Raw genomic sequence first — 15,399 nt, forward strand, 5'->3', positions numbered from 1 at the left:
GTCCTGCATTTTCCGCATGGGTTTCCGTTCGGGTGATTCCATTTGAACGGAACATGCTATAGGCCCCCGGCGCATGACCGACGATCAAGTCCTCGACGAATTCCGGGCGGCAGAAGCGCTGCTGGAAGGGCATTTCATCCTTTCCTCCGGCCTGCGCTCCACGCGCTACCTGCAGTGCGCCCGCGTGCTGATGGACCCGGCCCGGGCCGAACGGCTGGCGCAGGCGCTGGCGGCGAAGATTCCGGCCGACGTGAAGGCTGCGGCAAAGGCGGTGATCGCGCCGGCGATGGGTGGCCTGATCTGCGGCCATGAACTGGCCCGCGCGCTGGGGCTGCTGTCGATGTTCGTCGAGCGCCCGACCGGCACCTTCGAGCTGCGCCGCGGCTTCCGGCTGGAGCCGGGCATGCCGGTGATCCTGATGGAGGATGTCGTCACCACCGGCCTGTCCTCGCGCGAGGCGATCCGGGCCGTGGAGGAAGCGGGCGGCAAGGTGATCCACGCCGCCAGCCTCGTCGACCGCTCCAACGGCAAGGCGGATCTTGGCGTGCCGTTCACGCCGCTGATCCGGCTGGACGTGCCCACCTATCAGCCGGACGCGCTGCCGCCTGAGCTTGCCGCCATCCCCGCCATCAAGCCGGGAAGCCGCGCGGCTTGAGCCCGCCCGCCAGGCCTGAAGCGGTGCGCGCCCTCAGGCTGGGGGTGAACATCGATCATGTTGCCACCATCCGCAACGCGCGCGGCGGCGAGCATCCCGATCCGATCCGGGCCGCGCACATGGCGGCCGCCGCCGGCGCCGACGGCATCACCGCCCACCTGCGCGAAGACCGGCGCCACATGACCGACAGCGACATCGCCCGGCTGGTGGCGGAAATCCGCCTGCCGCTGAACCTGGAGATGGCCGCCACCGACGAAATGCTGGAAATCGCGCTGAAGAACGCGCCGCACGCCGCCTGCATCGTGCCCGAGCGGCGGGCCGAGCGGACCACGGAAGGCGGGCTGGACGCCGCCGGCCAGCACAACAGCCTGAAGCGATTTGTCGGCAGCCTGAACGACGCCGGCGTGCGGGTGAGCCTGTTCATCGCCCCGGAGCGGCGGCAGATCGAGGCGGCGGCCTCTCTGGGTGCGCCGGTGGTGGAACTGCACACGGGCCCCTATGCGCATGCCGACGGCTCGGCAGAGGAACTGCAGCGATTGGCCGACGCGGCCGCGCTGGCGGCCTCGCTGGGGCTGGAAGTGCATGCCGGGCACGGCCTCACCTTTGCCAATGTCGGCCCGGTTGCCGCCATCCCCGAGCTGGCCGAGCTGAACATCGGCCATTTCCTGATCGGAGAGGCGGTGTTTACCGGCCTCGACGCCTCGATCCGCGAGATGCGCCGGCACATGGACGAAGCGCGGCAGCAGGGCGCGGGCGCATGATCGTCCCCGGCATGCATGTGATCGGGCTCGGCTCGGACCTGTGCAACATCGAGCGCATCCAGAACTCGCTCGACAAGTTCGGCGACCGCTTCGTGCAGCGCCTTTTCACGCCGATCGAGCAGGCCAAGGCCAATCGTCGGGAACTGACCCGTGCGGCCACCTTCGCCAAGCGTTTCGCGGCGAAGGAAGCCTGCGCCAAGGCGCTGGGCACCGGCTTTCGCAACGGCGTCTTCTTCAGGGACATGGGGGTGGTGAACCTCCCCTCGGGTCAGCCGACTCTGGCGCTGACCGGTGGCGCTGCGGCGCGTCTTGCCGCCATTACGCCCAACGGGCATAAGGTGGCCATTCATCTTACCATCACCGACGATCATCCATGGGCACAGGCGATCGTGCTCATAACAGCCGCCCCGGAGACGGAACTTTCGGGCGAACAGGAACAGGCAAGCCCCCGATGAACGCACCCGCGCCGCAGATCACCAAGCCCGGCCAGAAGGAGCCCTTTTCCTGGGGGCGCGAGCTGAAGCAGTGGGCGGTGCTGATCCTGATCGTGCTGGGGGTGCACAGCTTTGTTGCCAAGCCCTTCTATATCCCGTCGGAATCGATGATGGCGACGCTGCTGGTGGGCGACCGGCTGATCGTGTCGAAATATCCGTACGGCTTCTCCTACCTGTCGCCTTCGGTGCCGATCCTGCCGCATATTCCCGGCCGGCTGTTCGGCTCCATGCCGGAACGCGGCGACATCATCGTGGTGAAAAGCCCGTCCGACGGCGCCGACTGGATCAAGCGGGTGATCGGCCTGCCCGGAGATACCATCGAACTGCGCGACGGCGTGGTGCTGCTGAACGGCAAGGAGATCCCCCGCACCCGCCTGCCTGATACCGAGCTGCTGGTGACGCCGAACACCGATTGTCCCTATACGCCGCAGTTCCGCGGCGCGCGCGAAGATGGGGCGCAGGTCTGCCGCTATCCGACCTATCGCGAAACGCTGCCCAACGGCCGCACCTACAGCACGCTGGACATGGCGCTGACCGACCGCGACAATTTCGGCCCGGTGACGGTTCCCGAAGGCCAGCTGTTCCTGATGGGCGACAACCGGGACAACAGCATGGACAGCCGCGTGCCGCCGGAAATCGGCGGGCTGGGGCTGGTGCCGTGGGAAAATATCGTCGGCCGCGCCGAATTCACCACCTTCTCGCTGGACGGCTCGCAGACCATCAACCCGCTGACCTGGTGGGGGGCGCTGCGCGGCGACCGGGCGTTCGACAGCCTGCGCGGTTGATCGGGTTGGGATATACACGTATATCCCAACCATGCCTGCGCAGACGAGGACCTTCAAATCCGGAAACTCCGAGGCCGTGCGCCTGCCGAAGGATATCGGCTTCGGGGTGGGTACGGAGGTGGAGATCGCGCGGGTTGGGGACCGGATCATCCTGACGCGCCGGCGAAAGGCCGAACTGACGACCCCTGAGATGATCGAGAGGCTCCGTAGTCTGCCGCGCCCGACAATCCCGACCGTGCGCGAGCCGTTCGAGTATCCGGATCGCCCGGGTCTGTTCGATTGATCCTGCTGGATACGAATATCGCCATCCTGATCATGGATGGCGATAGGCAGATGCTGGATCGCCTGTCGGGCTCCACGCGCAACGCAATTTCGGTCATCACCCGCGTCGAACTGGAGGCGGGTGTGTTCCGGCACGAAAAGGAGCAGGCGCTCGCCGCCGCGCGGCTGGATGTGTTCCTGATGGGGCATGAATGTCTGTTTCTCAGAGCAGAGGAGGCGGATGCCTATCGGCACATCCTTACGGCAACCGGCTTCTCCCGTCGCAAACTGCTGGATCGGCTGATCGCCGCCACCGCGCTGGTGCATGGGTTGCCGCTGGCGACGCTGAATCCGGCAGATTTTGCCGACGTTCCGGGGCTGGAGGTGCTGGACTGGGGTGTTCCGGCCTAGGCCGCTCGCCGTCTGGCGCGCATCGCCGCCCAGCCTGCGCCTGCCATCACCACCACAATGCCCGCCAGTTCGATCACCACCCAGGCGCGCGTGCCCAGCAGGTTGGTGCGCAAAAGCTGATCGACATTGTGGAACGACGCCGCGCGGAGCAGCACGAAGCCGCCCAGCAGCAGCAGGCCGGCGAGGGTCAGCTTCACCGGGCCGGGTAGATTGTGGGTCAGCCAGCCGAGCCAGAGCGCGAGCAGCGCCATCGAAGCGCCGAGGCCGATGAGGAAGAGGCGCTGCACATCGCGGCGCCGGTCGAACCAGTCGCCATTGTGGGCGACCTGCCGGCCAAACGCCGTCAGCTGCGTCTGCAGATCGAGCTGCTTGTTGAGCGCGAGGGCGAGGATGCCGAGGCACGCCAGCGTCCAGAACAGGCGTTCGCGGGGGGTGGCGCTGGCCTGGCGCGCGAGGACGAGCAGGGGGAGGGTCAGCAGATAGGCGGCGGTGATGATCCAGACCGCTCGCTCTGCGTCGAAGTTATGCATCTGTGGCCCCTGCTGATGGGGTGGTCTTACAGGGGTGGGTGGGGTTCGTCTTTGGGTTTTTCGGGCGGCCGGCGGCTGAGCCGCCGAGTCCGCTCAGGATATGGGAAGGAAGAAAGTAAAAAGCCCGGCAAAGCCGGACTCGTCGGACGGATCGGCGAGAGAGATCGCCGATTCCGCCGGCCGGTCGCTGCGGCGAGTCCGAAAGTTAGCGCTTTGCGCTAATTTCGGCCGCCTCCGCTATTCATCCCCCATCCTTAGCGCCGCAATGAAGGCCTCCTGCGGGATATCGACGCTTCCATACTGCCGCATCCGCTTCTTGCCCTCTTTCTGCTTCTCCAGCAGCTTCTTCTTGCGGCTGATGTCGCCGCCATAGCATTTGGCGGTCACATCCTTGCGCATGGCGGCGATGGTTTCGCGGGCCACCACCTTGCCGCCGATCGCCGCCTGGATCGGGATCTTGAACAGGTGCCTCGGGATCAGGTCCTTCAGCCGCTCGCACATGTGGCGGCCGCGGCCTTCGGCGGCGTCGCGGTGGACGATCATGCTCAGCGCATCGACCTGCTCGCCGTTCACCAGGATGGTCATCTTCACCAGATCGCCCTCGCGGTGGCCGATCTGGTGATAGTCGAAGCTGGCGTATCCCCGGCTGATGCTCTTCAGCCGGTCGTAGAAGTCAAAGACGACTTCGTTCAGCGGCAGTTCGTAGGTCAGCTGGGCGCGTCCGCCGACATAGGTGAGGTTCTTCTGGATGCCGCGCCGATCCTGGCACAGCTTCAGGATTGCCCCCAGATGCTCGTCGGGCACATAGATCGTCGCTTCGATCCACGGCTCCTCGATATGATCGATCCGCACGGGATCGGGCATGTCTGCCGGGTTGTGCAGTTCGATCACGTTTCCGTCGGTCAGGTGGATCTTGTAGACGACCGAGGGCGCGGTGGTGATAAGGTCCAGGTCATATTCGCGGCTCAGCCGCTCCTGGATGATCTCCAGATGCAGCAGCCCCAGGAAGCCGCAGCGGAAGCCGAAGCCCAGCGCCGCGCTGGTTTCCATCTCGAAGCTGAAGCTCGCATCGTTCAGGCGCAGCTTGTAGATGCTCTCGCGCAGCTTCTCGAAATCGGCGGCGTCGGTCGGGAACAGCCCGCAGAACACCACCGGCTGCACTTCCTTGAAGCCTTCCAGCGCCTGTGCCGCCGGCCGCTTCGCGTCGGTGATGGTGTCGCCGACGCGGGCCTGGGCGATTTCCTTGATCTGCGCGGTGATGAAGCCGATCTCGCCCGGCCCCAGCTGCGGCAGCTGTTCGATCTTCGGCCGGAAGGCGCCGACACGATCGACGAGGTGCGTCGTGTCGCCGGCCATGAACTTGATCGTCTGGCCCTTGGTGATCACCCCGTCGATCACGCGGACCAGAATGACGACGCCCAGATAGGGGTCGTACCAGCTGTCCACCAGCATCGCCTTCAGCGGCGCGTTGATGTCGCCCTTGGGCGGCGGGATTCGTTCCACAATGGCTTCCAGCACATCGGCGATGCCCAGCCCGGTCTTGGCGCTGGTCATCACCGCGTTGGAGGCGTCGAGGCCGATCACTTCCTCGATCTCGGCCTTCACCTTTTCCGGCTCGGCGCTGGGGAGATCGACCTTGTTGATGACGGGCACGATCTCATGGTCGTGCTCGATCGACTGATAGACGTTGGCGAGGGTCTGCGCCTCTACGCCCTGCGCTGCATCCACCACGAGCAGCGCGCCTTCGCAGGCGGCAAGGCTGCGCGAGACTTCATAGGCGAAGTCGACATGGCCCGGCGTGTCCATCAGGTTCAGGATATACGCCTTGCCGTCCTTGGCCCGGTAATCGAGGCGCACGGTCTGCGCCTTGATGGTGATGCCGCGCTCCTTCTCGATGTCCATGTTGTCGAGCACCTGCTCGGACATTTCGCGCGCGGTCAGCCCGCCCGTCTGCTGGATCAGCCGGTCGGCAAGGGTCGACTTCCCATGATCGATATGGGCGATGATGGAGAAATTGCGGATTCGCGACATGTCCGTCGCCGGAATTTTGGACATCAGCGCCCCTTGGCAGAGGGGCGCTGCGCTTTCAACTTCTACCGCGTCAGAACTCGCGGCACTGGGCAAGGCTGCCCTTGCGTGGCGTGCGCCCATCAAGGCTGACGCTGGCACTGTAAAAGCTGTTGGCGCTTGCGGTCGGGGCCTCGCGGCTGTCGACCGTCAGCGTGAAGGGCGCCCGGCCGGGGGCGCTGCCGGCCCACAGCTTCTGCCCCTCGCCCACGCCCATCTTCTCGCAGCTCATCAGCGTCAGCTTCGCGCCGCGCGCCATCATCGCGCCGGGCACGTCGTATGGCGTGGGCTGGCCGACGGCCATCCAGCCGGCCGACGCCGATTGCGGCATGCCCTTGCCGTCGATGTTGACGTCCAGCTGGCCCAGCTTGCCGCTGGCGAGCGACGGCGGCTGGGTTCGGCCCCACCGCACGCCTGTCATCCGGGCCTTGGCCTCCGCCAGCGAAATCCCCGGCGAGGCGGGTATCGCGTTCAGCAGCGCATCGGCGGCCGGGCCGGCTGTGACAACCCGCGTCCACATCTCGGCGCAATGGCCATCAACCCATTTGGCGTTGCGCGGATCGTCGGCGAGGATTTCCTTGCGACACTGGGCGGTGAAGCTCGCCTTCGCATTGGCTGCCATCGGTAGCGCCGCCGGGGCCGGCCCGGCATTGCCGGCGGCTACCGCGGCAAGCGGGGCCGCCGCCGCAACCGGCGCCGCCGCACCGGCCGCCGCACGCGGAGCGATGTTGCGGCCATCGGTTGCGACTTCCTCGAAACGGCTGCCGCTCCAGCGCAACTCGTCGCCGCACCTGACCGTGTCCTTTGCGCCCGGTCCGCAGCCGGTGCCGCGCCGTGCGATCTGCAGCTTTGCCGGCTTGCCGTCGAGCACGCGATAGGCGATCACCCGGTCCTGAAAGGCGAGGCTGGCGTTTCCGGGCGTGCCGACCCACAGTTCCAGCCGGGCGAGGCCGTTCGGCCGGAACAGCGTCGGCTTGCCGACACAGGGAAAATTACCCTCCGAGACAAGAAAATCGGTGCGGCCGTCGCCGGTGAAATCGCGCGGAATCACGAACTGGCCCTGCCCCGACATGTTTCCAAGCGTGCCGCCGGCGGCCGCGCATTGCGCCACCAGTTCGTTGACACGCGCCTTGATCGGCTCGGGCACGCCCTGTGCCTGCGCGGATGCGCCCGCCATCAGAAAACCCGCGAAAAGACCCCAACGCATGCTGTCCCCCTTCATGCCGGCGTGCAGGCTAGCCCGCTTTGACCGCTCCGGCCAACCCCTTTGCGACCATGTTGCGCACATGCGCCGCCAAAGCCTCTGGGTAGATGCGGTGTTCCTGCGCCAGCACGCGGGCGGCCAGCGTATCGGGCGTGTCGCCCGGCAGCACCGGAACGCGGGCCTGCGCCAGCATCGGGCCGTCGTCGAGCAGCTCGGTCACCACATGCACGGTGCAGCCGGCCTCGGCGTCGCCCGCTTCGATGGCGCGCTCGTGGGTGTGCAGGCCGGGGTATTTCGGGAGCAGCGACGGGTGGATGTTGACGATCCTGCCTTCCCAGTCGCGCATGAAGCCCGGCGTGAGAATACGCATGAAGCCGGCAAGTGCGACGACTTCGATCTGGCGCGCCTTCAGCTCGGCGGAAAGCGCCTCGTCGAAGGCCTCGCGGCTGGGGAAGGTGCGATGCGACAGCGCCAGCGTTTCGATGCCCATGCCGGCTGCTGTCTCCAGGCCGCCGGCGTCTGCCTTGTTGGAGGCGACCAGCATCAGCTCGGCGGGATAGTCCGGCTGCTGCGCGGCCTTTGCCAGCGAGAGCATGTTGGAGCCGCGCCCGGAGATCAGGACGGCTAGCCTGGCCTTACGCATCGTGGGAGGCGACCCAATCTGCCGTCTGACCCCACAGCCCGGCGGTGCCGCGCACGTCGCAGCCCTTGGGCGCGGCCTCGATCTGGCCGATCGCGAAGACCTGCTCGCCCGCTGCAGTCAGCGCGATGGCGACCGCTTCGGCCTCCTCGGGGGCGACCGCCAGCACCATGCCGATACCGCAGTTGAAGGTGCGCGCCAGTTCGGCCGCTTCCATGCTGCCCTGCTGTTGCAGCCAGCCGAACAGCGGCGGCAGCGGCCAGCTTCCGGCGTCGATCCCGGCGCGGGCGCCGTCGGGCAGCACGCGGGGGACATTCTCCAGCAATCCGCCGCCGGTGATGTGGGCGAGCGCGTGGATCTGCCCGGCGCGCAGCAGCGGCAGCAGCGGCTTCACATAGAGGCGGGTCGGCGCCAGCAGCGCATCGATGAGGCTGGTCGAGGCGTCGAACGGAGCGGGCGCGTCCAGATCGGCGCCCTCCACCAGCCGCCGCAGCAGCGAATAGCCGTTGCTGTGCGCGCCCGACGACGCGATGCCGAGCAGCAGGTCGCCCACCGCCACCTTGTCGCCGGTCAGCAGCTGTTCGCGCTCGACGGCGCCAACCGAGAAGCCGCCGAGATCATAGTCGCCCGGGGCATACATGCCCGGCATTTCGGCGGTTTCGCCGCCGATCAGGGCGCAGCCGGCAGCGGTGCAGGCGCGGGCGATTCCGGCAACAACCGCTTCGGCAACCCCGGTCTCCAGCTTTCCGGTGGCGAAATAGTCGAGGAAGAACAAGGGCTCGGCACCCTGCACGATGAGGTCGTTGACGCACATGGCGACAAGGTCCTGGCCGATGGTTTCGTGCCGGCCGGTTTCGATCGCGAGCTTCAGCTTGGTGCCGACGCCGTCGGTTGCCGCCACCATCAGCGGATCCCGGAAGCCGGCCGCCTTCAGGTCGAAGATGCCGCCGAAACCGCCGATCTCGGCGTCGGCGCCGGGGCGGCGGGTGGCGCGCACCAGCGGCGCGATGCTCTTCACCAGCGCGTTTCCGGCCTCGATGGAGACTCCGGCGTCGGCATAGGTGGCGGGCTGTCGTGGAGTTGTGCTCATGCGGCGCGCATTTAGCGGGTCACCACTTGGAATCCCACCCTTCATGCGCCAAAGGCATGGCAATGATTTCGTTTGCACGGCTGGCCCTGATCTTTGCGACCCTTGCGCTGGCTGTTGCAGCCCCGGCGACAGCGCAGGGGGGGCTGCGCGCGGCGGACGCCAAGCCGAAAGCGAAGCAGGCCGATCCGGATGTGCCGACGGCCATCGGCGGCAGTGGCGGGCTGGTGATCGGCGGCGTCGACGTCGATGTCGGCGGCAAGAATCCGATCGATGCCCGGATGAACGGCTGGCGCGAGGCGCAGCGCAAGGCCTGGCCGGCGCTGTGGGCGCGGATGTCCGGGCTGGCCGCCGGCACGGCCCCCAGGCTTGCTGACAGCGCCCTCGATTCGATGGTGTCCGCGATCGAGGTGGAGCGCGAGCAGGTGGGGCCGAACCGCTATGTGGCGCGCCTCGCGGTGGTGTTCGACCGGGTGCGCGCTTCCGCCTATCTGGGTCGATTCTCGAATCTGGTTTCCTCGCCGCCATTCCTGGTGCTGCCGGTGCTGCAGGATGCAGGTGTGCGGCAGGCGCATGAAGCCGCATCTCCCTGGCTGAAGGCGTGGGCGCGGCTGAGGGCCGGGGAAAGCCCGATCGACTATGTGCGGATCCAGCCGACGCCGGGCGATGTGATCCTGCTGAACGCCTGGCAGGCCGAGCGCCGACACCTGTTCCTGTGGCGGGCGCTGATCGACCGCTATCAGGTGGCCGACGTGCTGATCCCCGAACTGATCCTGGACCGCAGCTATGTGGGCGGGCCGACGACGGCGCTGCTGATCGTGCGCTTCGGGCCTTCGGGCCGCGAGCTGGGCCGCGTGCGGCTGACCAACCGCGCCGGCGACATCGAGGGGCTGACCGACACCGCGGTGCGCGAGGCGGACAAGCTCTACATTGCCGCCCTGCGCGCCGGGAACCTGCTGCCCGATCCGAGCCTGATCGAGCCCGACGTGCCGACTGCCGCGCTGGAGGATACCGGGCCGGAAATCGGCGGCGGCTTTGGCGGCGCCGAAAGCGCCGGGCTGCAGGTGCGGGTGGCGACGCCGGACGATGCCGCGCTGCAGGCGATCCAGCGGACGATTGCCGCAACGCCCGGCGTGGAAGGCGTGCGCCTGCAAAGCCTGGTGCTGGGCGGCGAATCGGTGCTGGAGATCGTCTCTTCGGTGCCGCTGGCGGAGCTTCGCTATGCGCTGGATGTGCGCGGCCTGAGACTGGAGGGGAATGTGATCCGCCGCCGGGCAGAGGGCGAGGCGGCGCTGCCGCCGCCGGAGCCGCAAGGTGAGGAATTGCAGCTGGAGGAAGGCCCCGCCGCGCCGGCCCCGCCGCCGGCCGCGGCGCCCAAGGCCCTGCTGCCGGGGGCGCCGAAATGAGCGGTGGTCCGGTGCAGATGGTGTTGCCGCTGCGCTGGAAGGCGGCGCAGGGACAGAAGGACTTCTTCGTCTCGGAGGCGAATCGCGACGCGGTGAATTTCCTGGACGGCTGGTCCACCTGGCCGCTGCCGGCGGCGCTGCTGATCGGGCCCACGGGTTCCGGCAAGAGCCACCTTGCCGCCATCTTTGCCCGGCGCGCCAACGCCCGGCTGTGGGACGATGCCGACCGCACCCACAGCGAGGAAGCGCTGTTTCACGCCTGGAACGCGGCGATGGACGAGCGGCGGCCGCTGCTGATGACGGCGCGTTCCGCCCCTTCGGAGTGGAATCTGGCGTTGGCCGACCTGCGCAGCCGCTTGATGGCGACGCCGCGCGTGCAGATCCGATCCCCGGACGACGCGCTGCTGGAAGCGGTCTTCCTGAAGCAGTGGCGGGATCGCGGCATCGAGGCACCGCCGGAAGTCACTTCTTATGTGCTGTCGCGCATCGAGCGCAGTTTCGAGGGGGTCGCGCGGATGGTCGACGCGATGGACCGCGCGGCGCTGGCGGCGCGGCGGGCGCTTTCCATTCCGCTGGCGCGGGAAGTATTCATCGACCTCGGCGGTTGAATGAGATTGCCGTTCACCCTTCCGCCGCAACCCGGCGCGGCGGGTTGTCGCAAACTGCCTGCGCGCGGCAGCTTCCAGCTGTAACAAGCGGCTGCTAGGCTGATGCGATGGCAAGCGTAACACGTCCGATCCCAGTGCAGCCCGCCGAGAGCCTGATGGTGCTTGGCACCGGGCGCTATCTCAACCGCGAGCTGTCGTGGCTGGCTTTCAATTCCCGCGTGCTGGAGGAGGCGATGAACCCGGCGCACCCGCTGCTGGAGCGGCTGCGCTTCCTCTCCATTTCGGGCAATAATCTCGACGAGTTCATGATGGTGCGCGTTGCGGGCCTGCGCGGACAGGTGGACGAGGGCATCGAGACGCCATCGCCCGACGGGGCGACGCCGGCGCAGCAGCTGGCGGAAATCCGCGTCGCTACCGAAAAGCTGATGCACGAGCAGCAGGATGCCTTTGCCATTCTGCGCCGGGCGCTGCGCACCGCCGATTTCGCCGTGCTGGATCATGCCGAGCTGACAAAGCCCGAGGCCGAGTGGCTGGAAGCCCACTTCCTGGAGCAGATTTTCCCGGTGCTGACGCCGCAGGCGATCGATCCGGCGCACCCCTTCCCGTTCATCCCGAACAAGGGCTTCAGCCTGGTTTTCGAAATGCTGCGGCTGGCAGACCGGCAGCAGCTGATTGCGCTGCTGATGCTGCCGCCGATGTTGCCGCGCTTCGTTCGGCTGCCGGGGCGTTCGGCGCGCTATGTGGCGATGGAGCAGGTGCTCACCCGCTTCTTCCCGCTGATCTTCCCCGGCTTCGAGGAGCTGGGGCAGGGCGCGTTCCGAATCATCCGCGACAGCGACATCGAGATCGAGGAAGAGGCGGAGGATCTCGTCCGCTTCTATCAGACGGCGATCAAGCGCCGCCGCCGGGGCCAAGTGATCCGGCTGAAGATCGAAAGCGCGACGCCGGCGCCGCTGCGCGCGCTGGTGAAGCAGGCGCTGCATGTCGACGAAAAGGACGTCACCGAGGTGGAGGGCATCCTGGGCATCGCCGACCTGTCGCAGCTGGTGGACGAGGATCGGCCCGACCTGAAGTTCGAGCCCTATGTGCCGCGCTTTCCCGAACGCATCCGCGAGCATGGCGGCGATTGCTTTGCCGCCATCCGCGCCAAGGACATCGTCGTCCATCACCCCTATGAGAGCTTCGACGTGGTGCTGGCCTTCCTGCGGCAGGCGGCGGCCGACCCGGATGTCGTCGCCATCAAGCAGACACTGTATCGGACCGGGAAGAACAGCCCCATCGTGCGGGCGCTGATCGATGCGGCGGAGGCCGGGAAATCGGTGACCGCGATCGTCGAGCTGAAGGCGCGCTTCGACGAGGAGCAGAACCTGACCTGGGCAGCGGCGCTGGAACGCGCCGGCGTGCAGGTGGTCTATGGGTTCATCGAGTGGAAGACCCATGCCAAGGTCTCGCTGGTGGTGCGCCGGGAAGGGGCGGAGCTGAAGACCTATCTGCACCTCGGCACCGGCAACTATCACCCGGTGACGGCCCGCATCTATACCGACCTCAGCTTCTTTACCGCCGATCCCGCGCTCGCCCGCGATGCCGCGCAGGTGTTCAACTATATCACCGGCTATGTGGAGCCGCAGGGGCTGAAGCATCTGGCGATGAGCCCGCTGAACCTGCGCTCGACTCTGATCGAAGGGATCGAGGCGGAGATCGAACATGCGCGCGCCGGCCGGCCGGCCTCGATCTGGGTGAAGATGAACAGCCTTGTAGACCCGATCATCATCGAGAAACTCTATGAGGCGAGCGAGGCCGGGGTGGAGATCGACATGGTGATCCGCGGCGTCTGCTGCCTGAGGCCGCAGGTGCCGGGCATGTCGTCCAACATCACCGTCCGCTCGGTGATCGGCCGCTTTCTGGAGCACAGCCGCATCGTGGTATTCGGCAATGGCCACGAGCTGCCCAGCCGCCACGCGAAGGTGTGGATCACCTCGGCCGACTGGATGCCGCGCAACTTCGACCGCCGGGTGGAGCTGCTGGTTCCGCTGACCAACCCGACCGTCCACGCGCAGGTGCTGGACCAGGTGATGGTGGCAAACCTGAAGGATGACGAGCAAAGCTGGGAGATGGACGCCGACGGCACCTATCACCGCCTGCAGCCCGGCAGCCCCAGCTTCAACCTGCACCGCTATTTCATGACCAACCCCAGCCTTTCCGGGCGCGGACAGTCGCTGAAGCGGGGGGATACGCCCAAGCTGCAGGTGAGTTGAGCCGATGCTGCATTGCGGCATTCTTTGTCGCAGTGCGGTGTGTTGAGCCCTGTTCAGGCCGATTTTCCCTTGCGTGCCGGGGTTTGACGGCATAGCCCCAAGGCTGCGATCAATCACTGGCAGATCAATCACGGGCAGGGGGTGCAGCGATGATGGATTCGGCGCCTATGGGCCGTCAGCTGTTTGTGAATGTTCTGGAAGAGGAGCGGGTTCTGGACGAGGAAGAATCTGCGTCGGAGAGCGGCTTGACGACGAACGAAGACGGGCAGCCGGCCTTCCAGTGGCCGGAAGCCAGCGCCGGCACTGCGGAGCTGGGGGTGGTGCTGGTCTGCTACAACGGCTGGTCGGACACGATCGAATGCCTGGAATCCCTGCTGCGCTCGGACCTGCCGATCCGGGTCGCCGTGGTGGACAACGCCTCTACCGACGGCTCGGCTGAGAAGATCCGCGCCTGGGCCGAGGGCGCGCTGCCCTATGAAGCGCCCGACAATGCGCTGAGCCAGCTGAGCTCGCCGCCGCTTCCCAAGCCGGTGGCGATGGACGTGCTTTCCGGCGAGGAGGCCGGTTTCCGCAAGCCCGGCGGGACGCGGCTGGTGCTGATCGAATCGCAGGCGAACCTGGGCTTTGCCGGCGGCAACAATCTGGGCATGCGGCACCTGTTCCGCGATCCCAACATTGCCCACGTCTGGCTGCTGAACAACGATACCGTGGTGGAGCCGTCTGCGGCCCGCGCCGTGCTGTCGACGCTGAAGACCGATCCCTGGATCGGCATGGTGGGAACGGTGCTGCGCTATTATCATTCGCCGGAGACGCTGCAGGCGCTGAACGGGATGGATTTCAACATCCTGACCGGGAACAGCAAGGGCCTGTATGGCGGCAAGCCCGCCTCCACCCCATTCGATGCGCGCAAGGTGGCGCGGCAGACGGAGTTTGTGCTGGGGGCTTCGCTGGCGGTCTCGCGGCGCTTCGTGGAAACCGTGGGTCTGATGTCGGAGGCTTATTTCCTCTATTTCGAGGAGATCGACTGGGCCCGCCGCAACGGCGGACGCTTCGCCATGGGCTTCGCGCGCGGCGCCACCGTCTATCACAAGCATGGCGGTTCGATCGGCTCTTCGGCCAAGGTCGGCGGTCGGTCTCCGGCGGCGGAATATTGGCTGCTGCGCGCCAAGCTGCTGTTCTATCGCCGTTACCACCCGCTGCTGCTGCCGGTGATCTGGCTGCAGGGCTGCGTGCAGACCAGCAAGCGGGTGCTGCGCCGGCAGCCGGCCAGCGTGAGGGCCATGACAAAGGCCCTGTTCTTCAGACCGCTGTGACCCAGCCTGTGACAGGGCGTGTGACCGGGCTTGCGGGTATGCAACGGCGGAAACGCTGGATAGAAGGCAGCGTTTCGAGGCTGAACGCGAAAGGACGCCGCTGACCATGCACATACTGGCTCGCTCGCGCCGGATCCTGCACGGCTATGTCGTCGGCTTTCAGCGCGCCTGGTATCGCCGCGTGTGGGGGATGCACATCGGCGAAGGCGTGCGAATCTCGCTCTCGTGCAAGCTGGACAAGACCAACCCGAAGGGCATCACCATCGGCGACTATACCGCCGTGACCTTTGGCGTCGCCATTCTTTCGCATGACTATGTGAACCGCCGGCACCTTGCCACGAAGATCGGCTCGCACTGCTTCATCGGCTGCAACTCGATCATCATGCCCGGCGTCACCATCGGCGATCACTGCATCGTGGGCGCCGGATCGGTGGTGATGCGCGATGTGCCCTCGCACTCGGTCGTCACCGGCAATCCGGGGCGGGTGCTGGAGCGCGATATCGAGACGCTGGCCTATGGTGTCAGGATTTCGGCCGCCATCCCGTCCGAACTGGCGGCGCATGAAGCCGCCAAGGCCGCGCGGGCTGTCCCCGCCTCAGACCAGGGCCCCGCCTCAGGTCAGGGCCCTCTGCCTGAACAGGGCCCCGTATCCGAACAGAAGGAATCCGCATGAACATCCGCGCCAAGATCACCGAAGTCTTCAACGAGATCTGGGCCGAGGACCATGATGTGCCGCCGCCGGCGCTGCTGGACGATACCGTGCTGCTGGAAACCGGCATGGACAGCATGGCCTTTGCCGTGCTCGTCGCGCGGCTGGACGAGGAGCTGGGCTTTGATCCGTTCACCCAGTCCGACGATGTCTATTATCCGCGTGAATTCGGCGAGTTCGTCGCCTTCTACGAAAAATTCGCCACCCAGTGAT

At 66.7% G+C, this 15,399-nt stretch carries 16 protein-coding genes and 1 pseudogene; 12 read left to right on the forward strand and 5 right to left on the reverse strand.

The annotated features are described in order from the left end of the window. Positions 1–73: 73 nt before the first annotated feature. The 6 genes from pyrE to IM784_RS06010 are packed head-to-tail and all read left to right on the forward strand — an operon-like array spanning position 74 to position 3,367. Positions 74–655, forward strand: a complete 582-nt coding sequence (gene pyrE / locus IM784_RS05985; RefSeq protein ID WP_199554385.1) for an orotate phosphoribosyltransferase — start codon at positions 74–76, stop codon at positions 653–655. A 23-nt stretch (positions 656–678) separates the two neighbouring features. Then, positions 679–1,416, forward strand: coding sequence for a pyridoxine 5'-phosphate synthase (locus tag IM784_RS05990; protein WP_199554386.1), 738 nt, complete (start codon positions 679–681; stop codon positions 1,414–1,416). Further along, entirely contained in the window at positions 1,413–1,871 is a 459-nt protein-coding gene (gene acpS / locus IM784_RS05995; RefSeq protein ID WP_235976600.1) for a holo-ACP synthase, read from the forward strand. The genes IM784_RS05990 and acpS overlap by 4 nt, the downstream gene beginning before the upstream one ends. Beyond that, positions 1,868–2,695 carry a signal peptidase I gene (gene lepB / locus IM784_RS06000; protein ID WP_199554387.1) on the forward strand — a complete coding sequence of 276 codons (828 nt, stop codon included), beginning with the start codon at positions 1,868–1,870 and terminating at the stop codon, positions 2,693–2,695. The genes acpS and lepB overlap by 4 nt, the downstream gene beginning before the upstream one ends. A gap of 31 nt (positions 2,696–2,726) precedes the next feature. Then, positions 2,727–2,978, forward strand: a complete 252-nt coding sequence (locus IM784_RS06005; RefSeq protein WP_199554388.1) for an AbrB/MazE/SpoVT family DNA-binding domain-containing protein — start codon at positions 2,727–2,729, stop codon at positions 2,976–2,978. Next, positions 2,975–3,367: a PIN domain-containing protein gene (locus IM784_RS06010; RefSeq protein ID WP_199554389.1), complete on the forward strand. Its 393-nt coding sequence runs from the start codon at positions 2,975–2,977 to the stop codon at positions 3,365–3,367. The genes IM784_RS06005 and IM784_RS06010 overlap by 4 nt, the downstream gene beginning before the upstream one ends. Here IM784_RS06010 and IM784_RS06015 read toward each other — a convergent pair. The 5 genes from IM784_RS06015 to purM form a co-directional block, all read right to left on the reverse strand. Next, positions 3,364–3,897, reverse strand: a complete 534-nt coding sequence (locus IM784_RS06015; protein WP_199554390.1) for a hypothetical protein — start codon at positions 3,895–3,897, stop codon at positions 3,364–3,366. The genes IM784_RS06010 and IM784_RS06015 overlap by 4 nt on opposite strands. A gap of 237 nt (positions 3,898–4,134) precedes the next feature. Continuing rightward, complete coding sequence (gene lepA, locus IM784_RS06020; protein ID WP_199554391.1) at positions 4,135–5,952, reverse strand: translation elongation factor 4; 1,818 nt, start codon at positions 5,950–5,952, stop codon at positions 4,135–4,137. A 46-nt stretch (positions 5,953–5,998) separates the two neighbouring features. Continuing rightward, positions 5,999–7,171 carry a hypothetical protein gene (locus tag IM784_RS06025; protein WP_199554392.1) on the reverse strand — a complete coding sequence of 391 codons (1,173 nt, stop codon included), beginning with the start codon at positions 7,169–7,171 and terminating at the stop codon, positions 5,999–6,001. Positions 7,172–7,199: 28 nt separating this feature from the next. Then, complete coding sequence (gene purN / locus IM784_RS06030) at positions 7,200–7,811, reverse strand: phosphoribosylglycinamide formyltransferase (protein WP_199554393.1); 612 nt, start codon at positions 7,809–7,811, stop codon at positions 7,200–7,202. Continuing rightward, complete coding sequence (gene purM / locus IM784_RS06035; RefSeq protein ID WP_199554394.1) at positions 7,804–8,898, reverse strand: phosphoribosylformylglycinamidine cyclo-ligase; 1,095 nt, start codon at positions 8,896–8,898, stop codon at positions 7,804–7,806. Before purM ends, purN begins: the two co-directional genes overlap by 8 nt. Before the next feature lie 62 nt (positions 8,899–8,960). Here purM and IM784_RS06040 point away from each other — a divergent pair, with 62 nt between their 5' ends. The 6 genes and pseudogenes from IM784_RS06040 to IM784_RS06065 all read left to right on the forward strand — a co-directional run bounded on the left by IM784_RS06040 (position 8,961) and on the right by IM784_RS06065 (position 15,398). Further along, positions 8,961–10,301, forward strand: a complete 1,341-nt coding sequence (locus tag IM784_RS06040; protein WP_199554395.1) for a heavy-metal-associated domain-containing protein — start codon at positions 8,961–8,963, stop codon at positions 10,299–10,301. Continuing rightward, complete coding sequence (locus tag IM784_RS06045) at positions 10,298–10,909, forward strand: HdaA/DnaA family protein (protein ID WP_199554396.1); 612 nt, start codon at positions 10,298–10,300, stop codon at positions 10,907–10,909. The genes IM784_RS06040 and IM784_RS06045 overlap by 4 nt, the downstream gene beginning before the upstream one ends. A gap of 107 nt (positions 10,910–11,016) precedes the next feature. Beyond that, positions 11,017–13,164 (forward strand): RNA degradosome polyphosphate kinase, encoded by a 2,148-nt coding sequence (locus IM784_RS06050; RefSeq protein ID WP_199554397.1) that lies wholly within the window; start codon positions 11,017–11,019, stop codon positions 13,162–13,164. 149 nt (positions 13,165–13,313) lie between these two features. Then, entirely contained in the window at positions 13,314–14,477 is a 1,164-nt protein-coding gene (locus IM784_RS06055) for a glycosyltransferase family 2 protein (RefSeq protein ID WP_199554398.1), read from the forward strand. Positions 14,478–14,583: 106 nt separating this feature from the next. Continuing rightward, positions 14,584–14,973 (forward strand): annotated as a pseudogene (locus IM784_RS17590) (acyltransferase); the annotation flags it as partial. Between the two features lie 173 nt (positions 14,974–15,146). Then, entirely contained in the window at positions 15,147–15,398 is a 252-nt protein-coding gene (locus tag IM784_RS06065) for an acyl carrier protein (protein WP_199554400.1), read from the forward strand. Position 15,399 lies beyond the last annotated feature (1 nt).

The organism is Sandaracinobacteroides hominis (assembly GCF_016464365.1).
Classification (GTDB): Bacteria; Pseudomonadota; Alphaproteobacteria; order Sphingomonadales; family Sphingomonadaceae; genus Sandaracinobacteroides; species Sandaracinobacteroides hominis.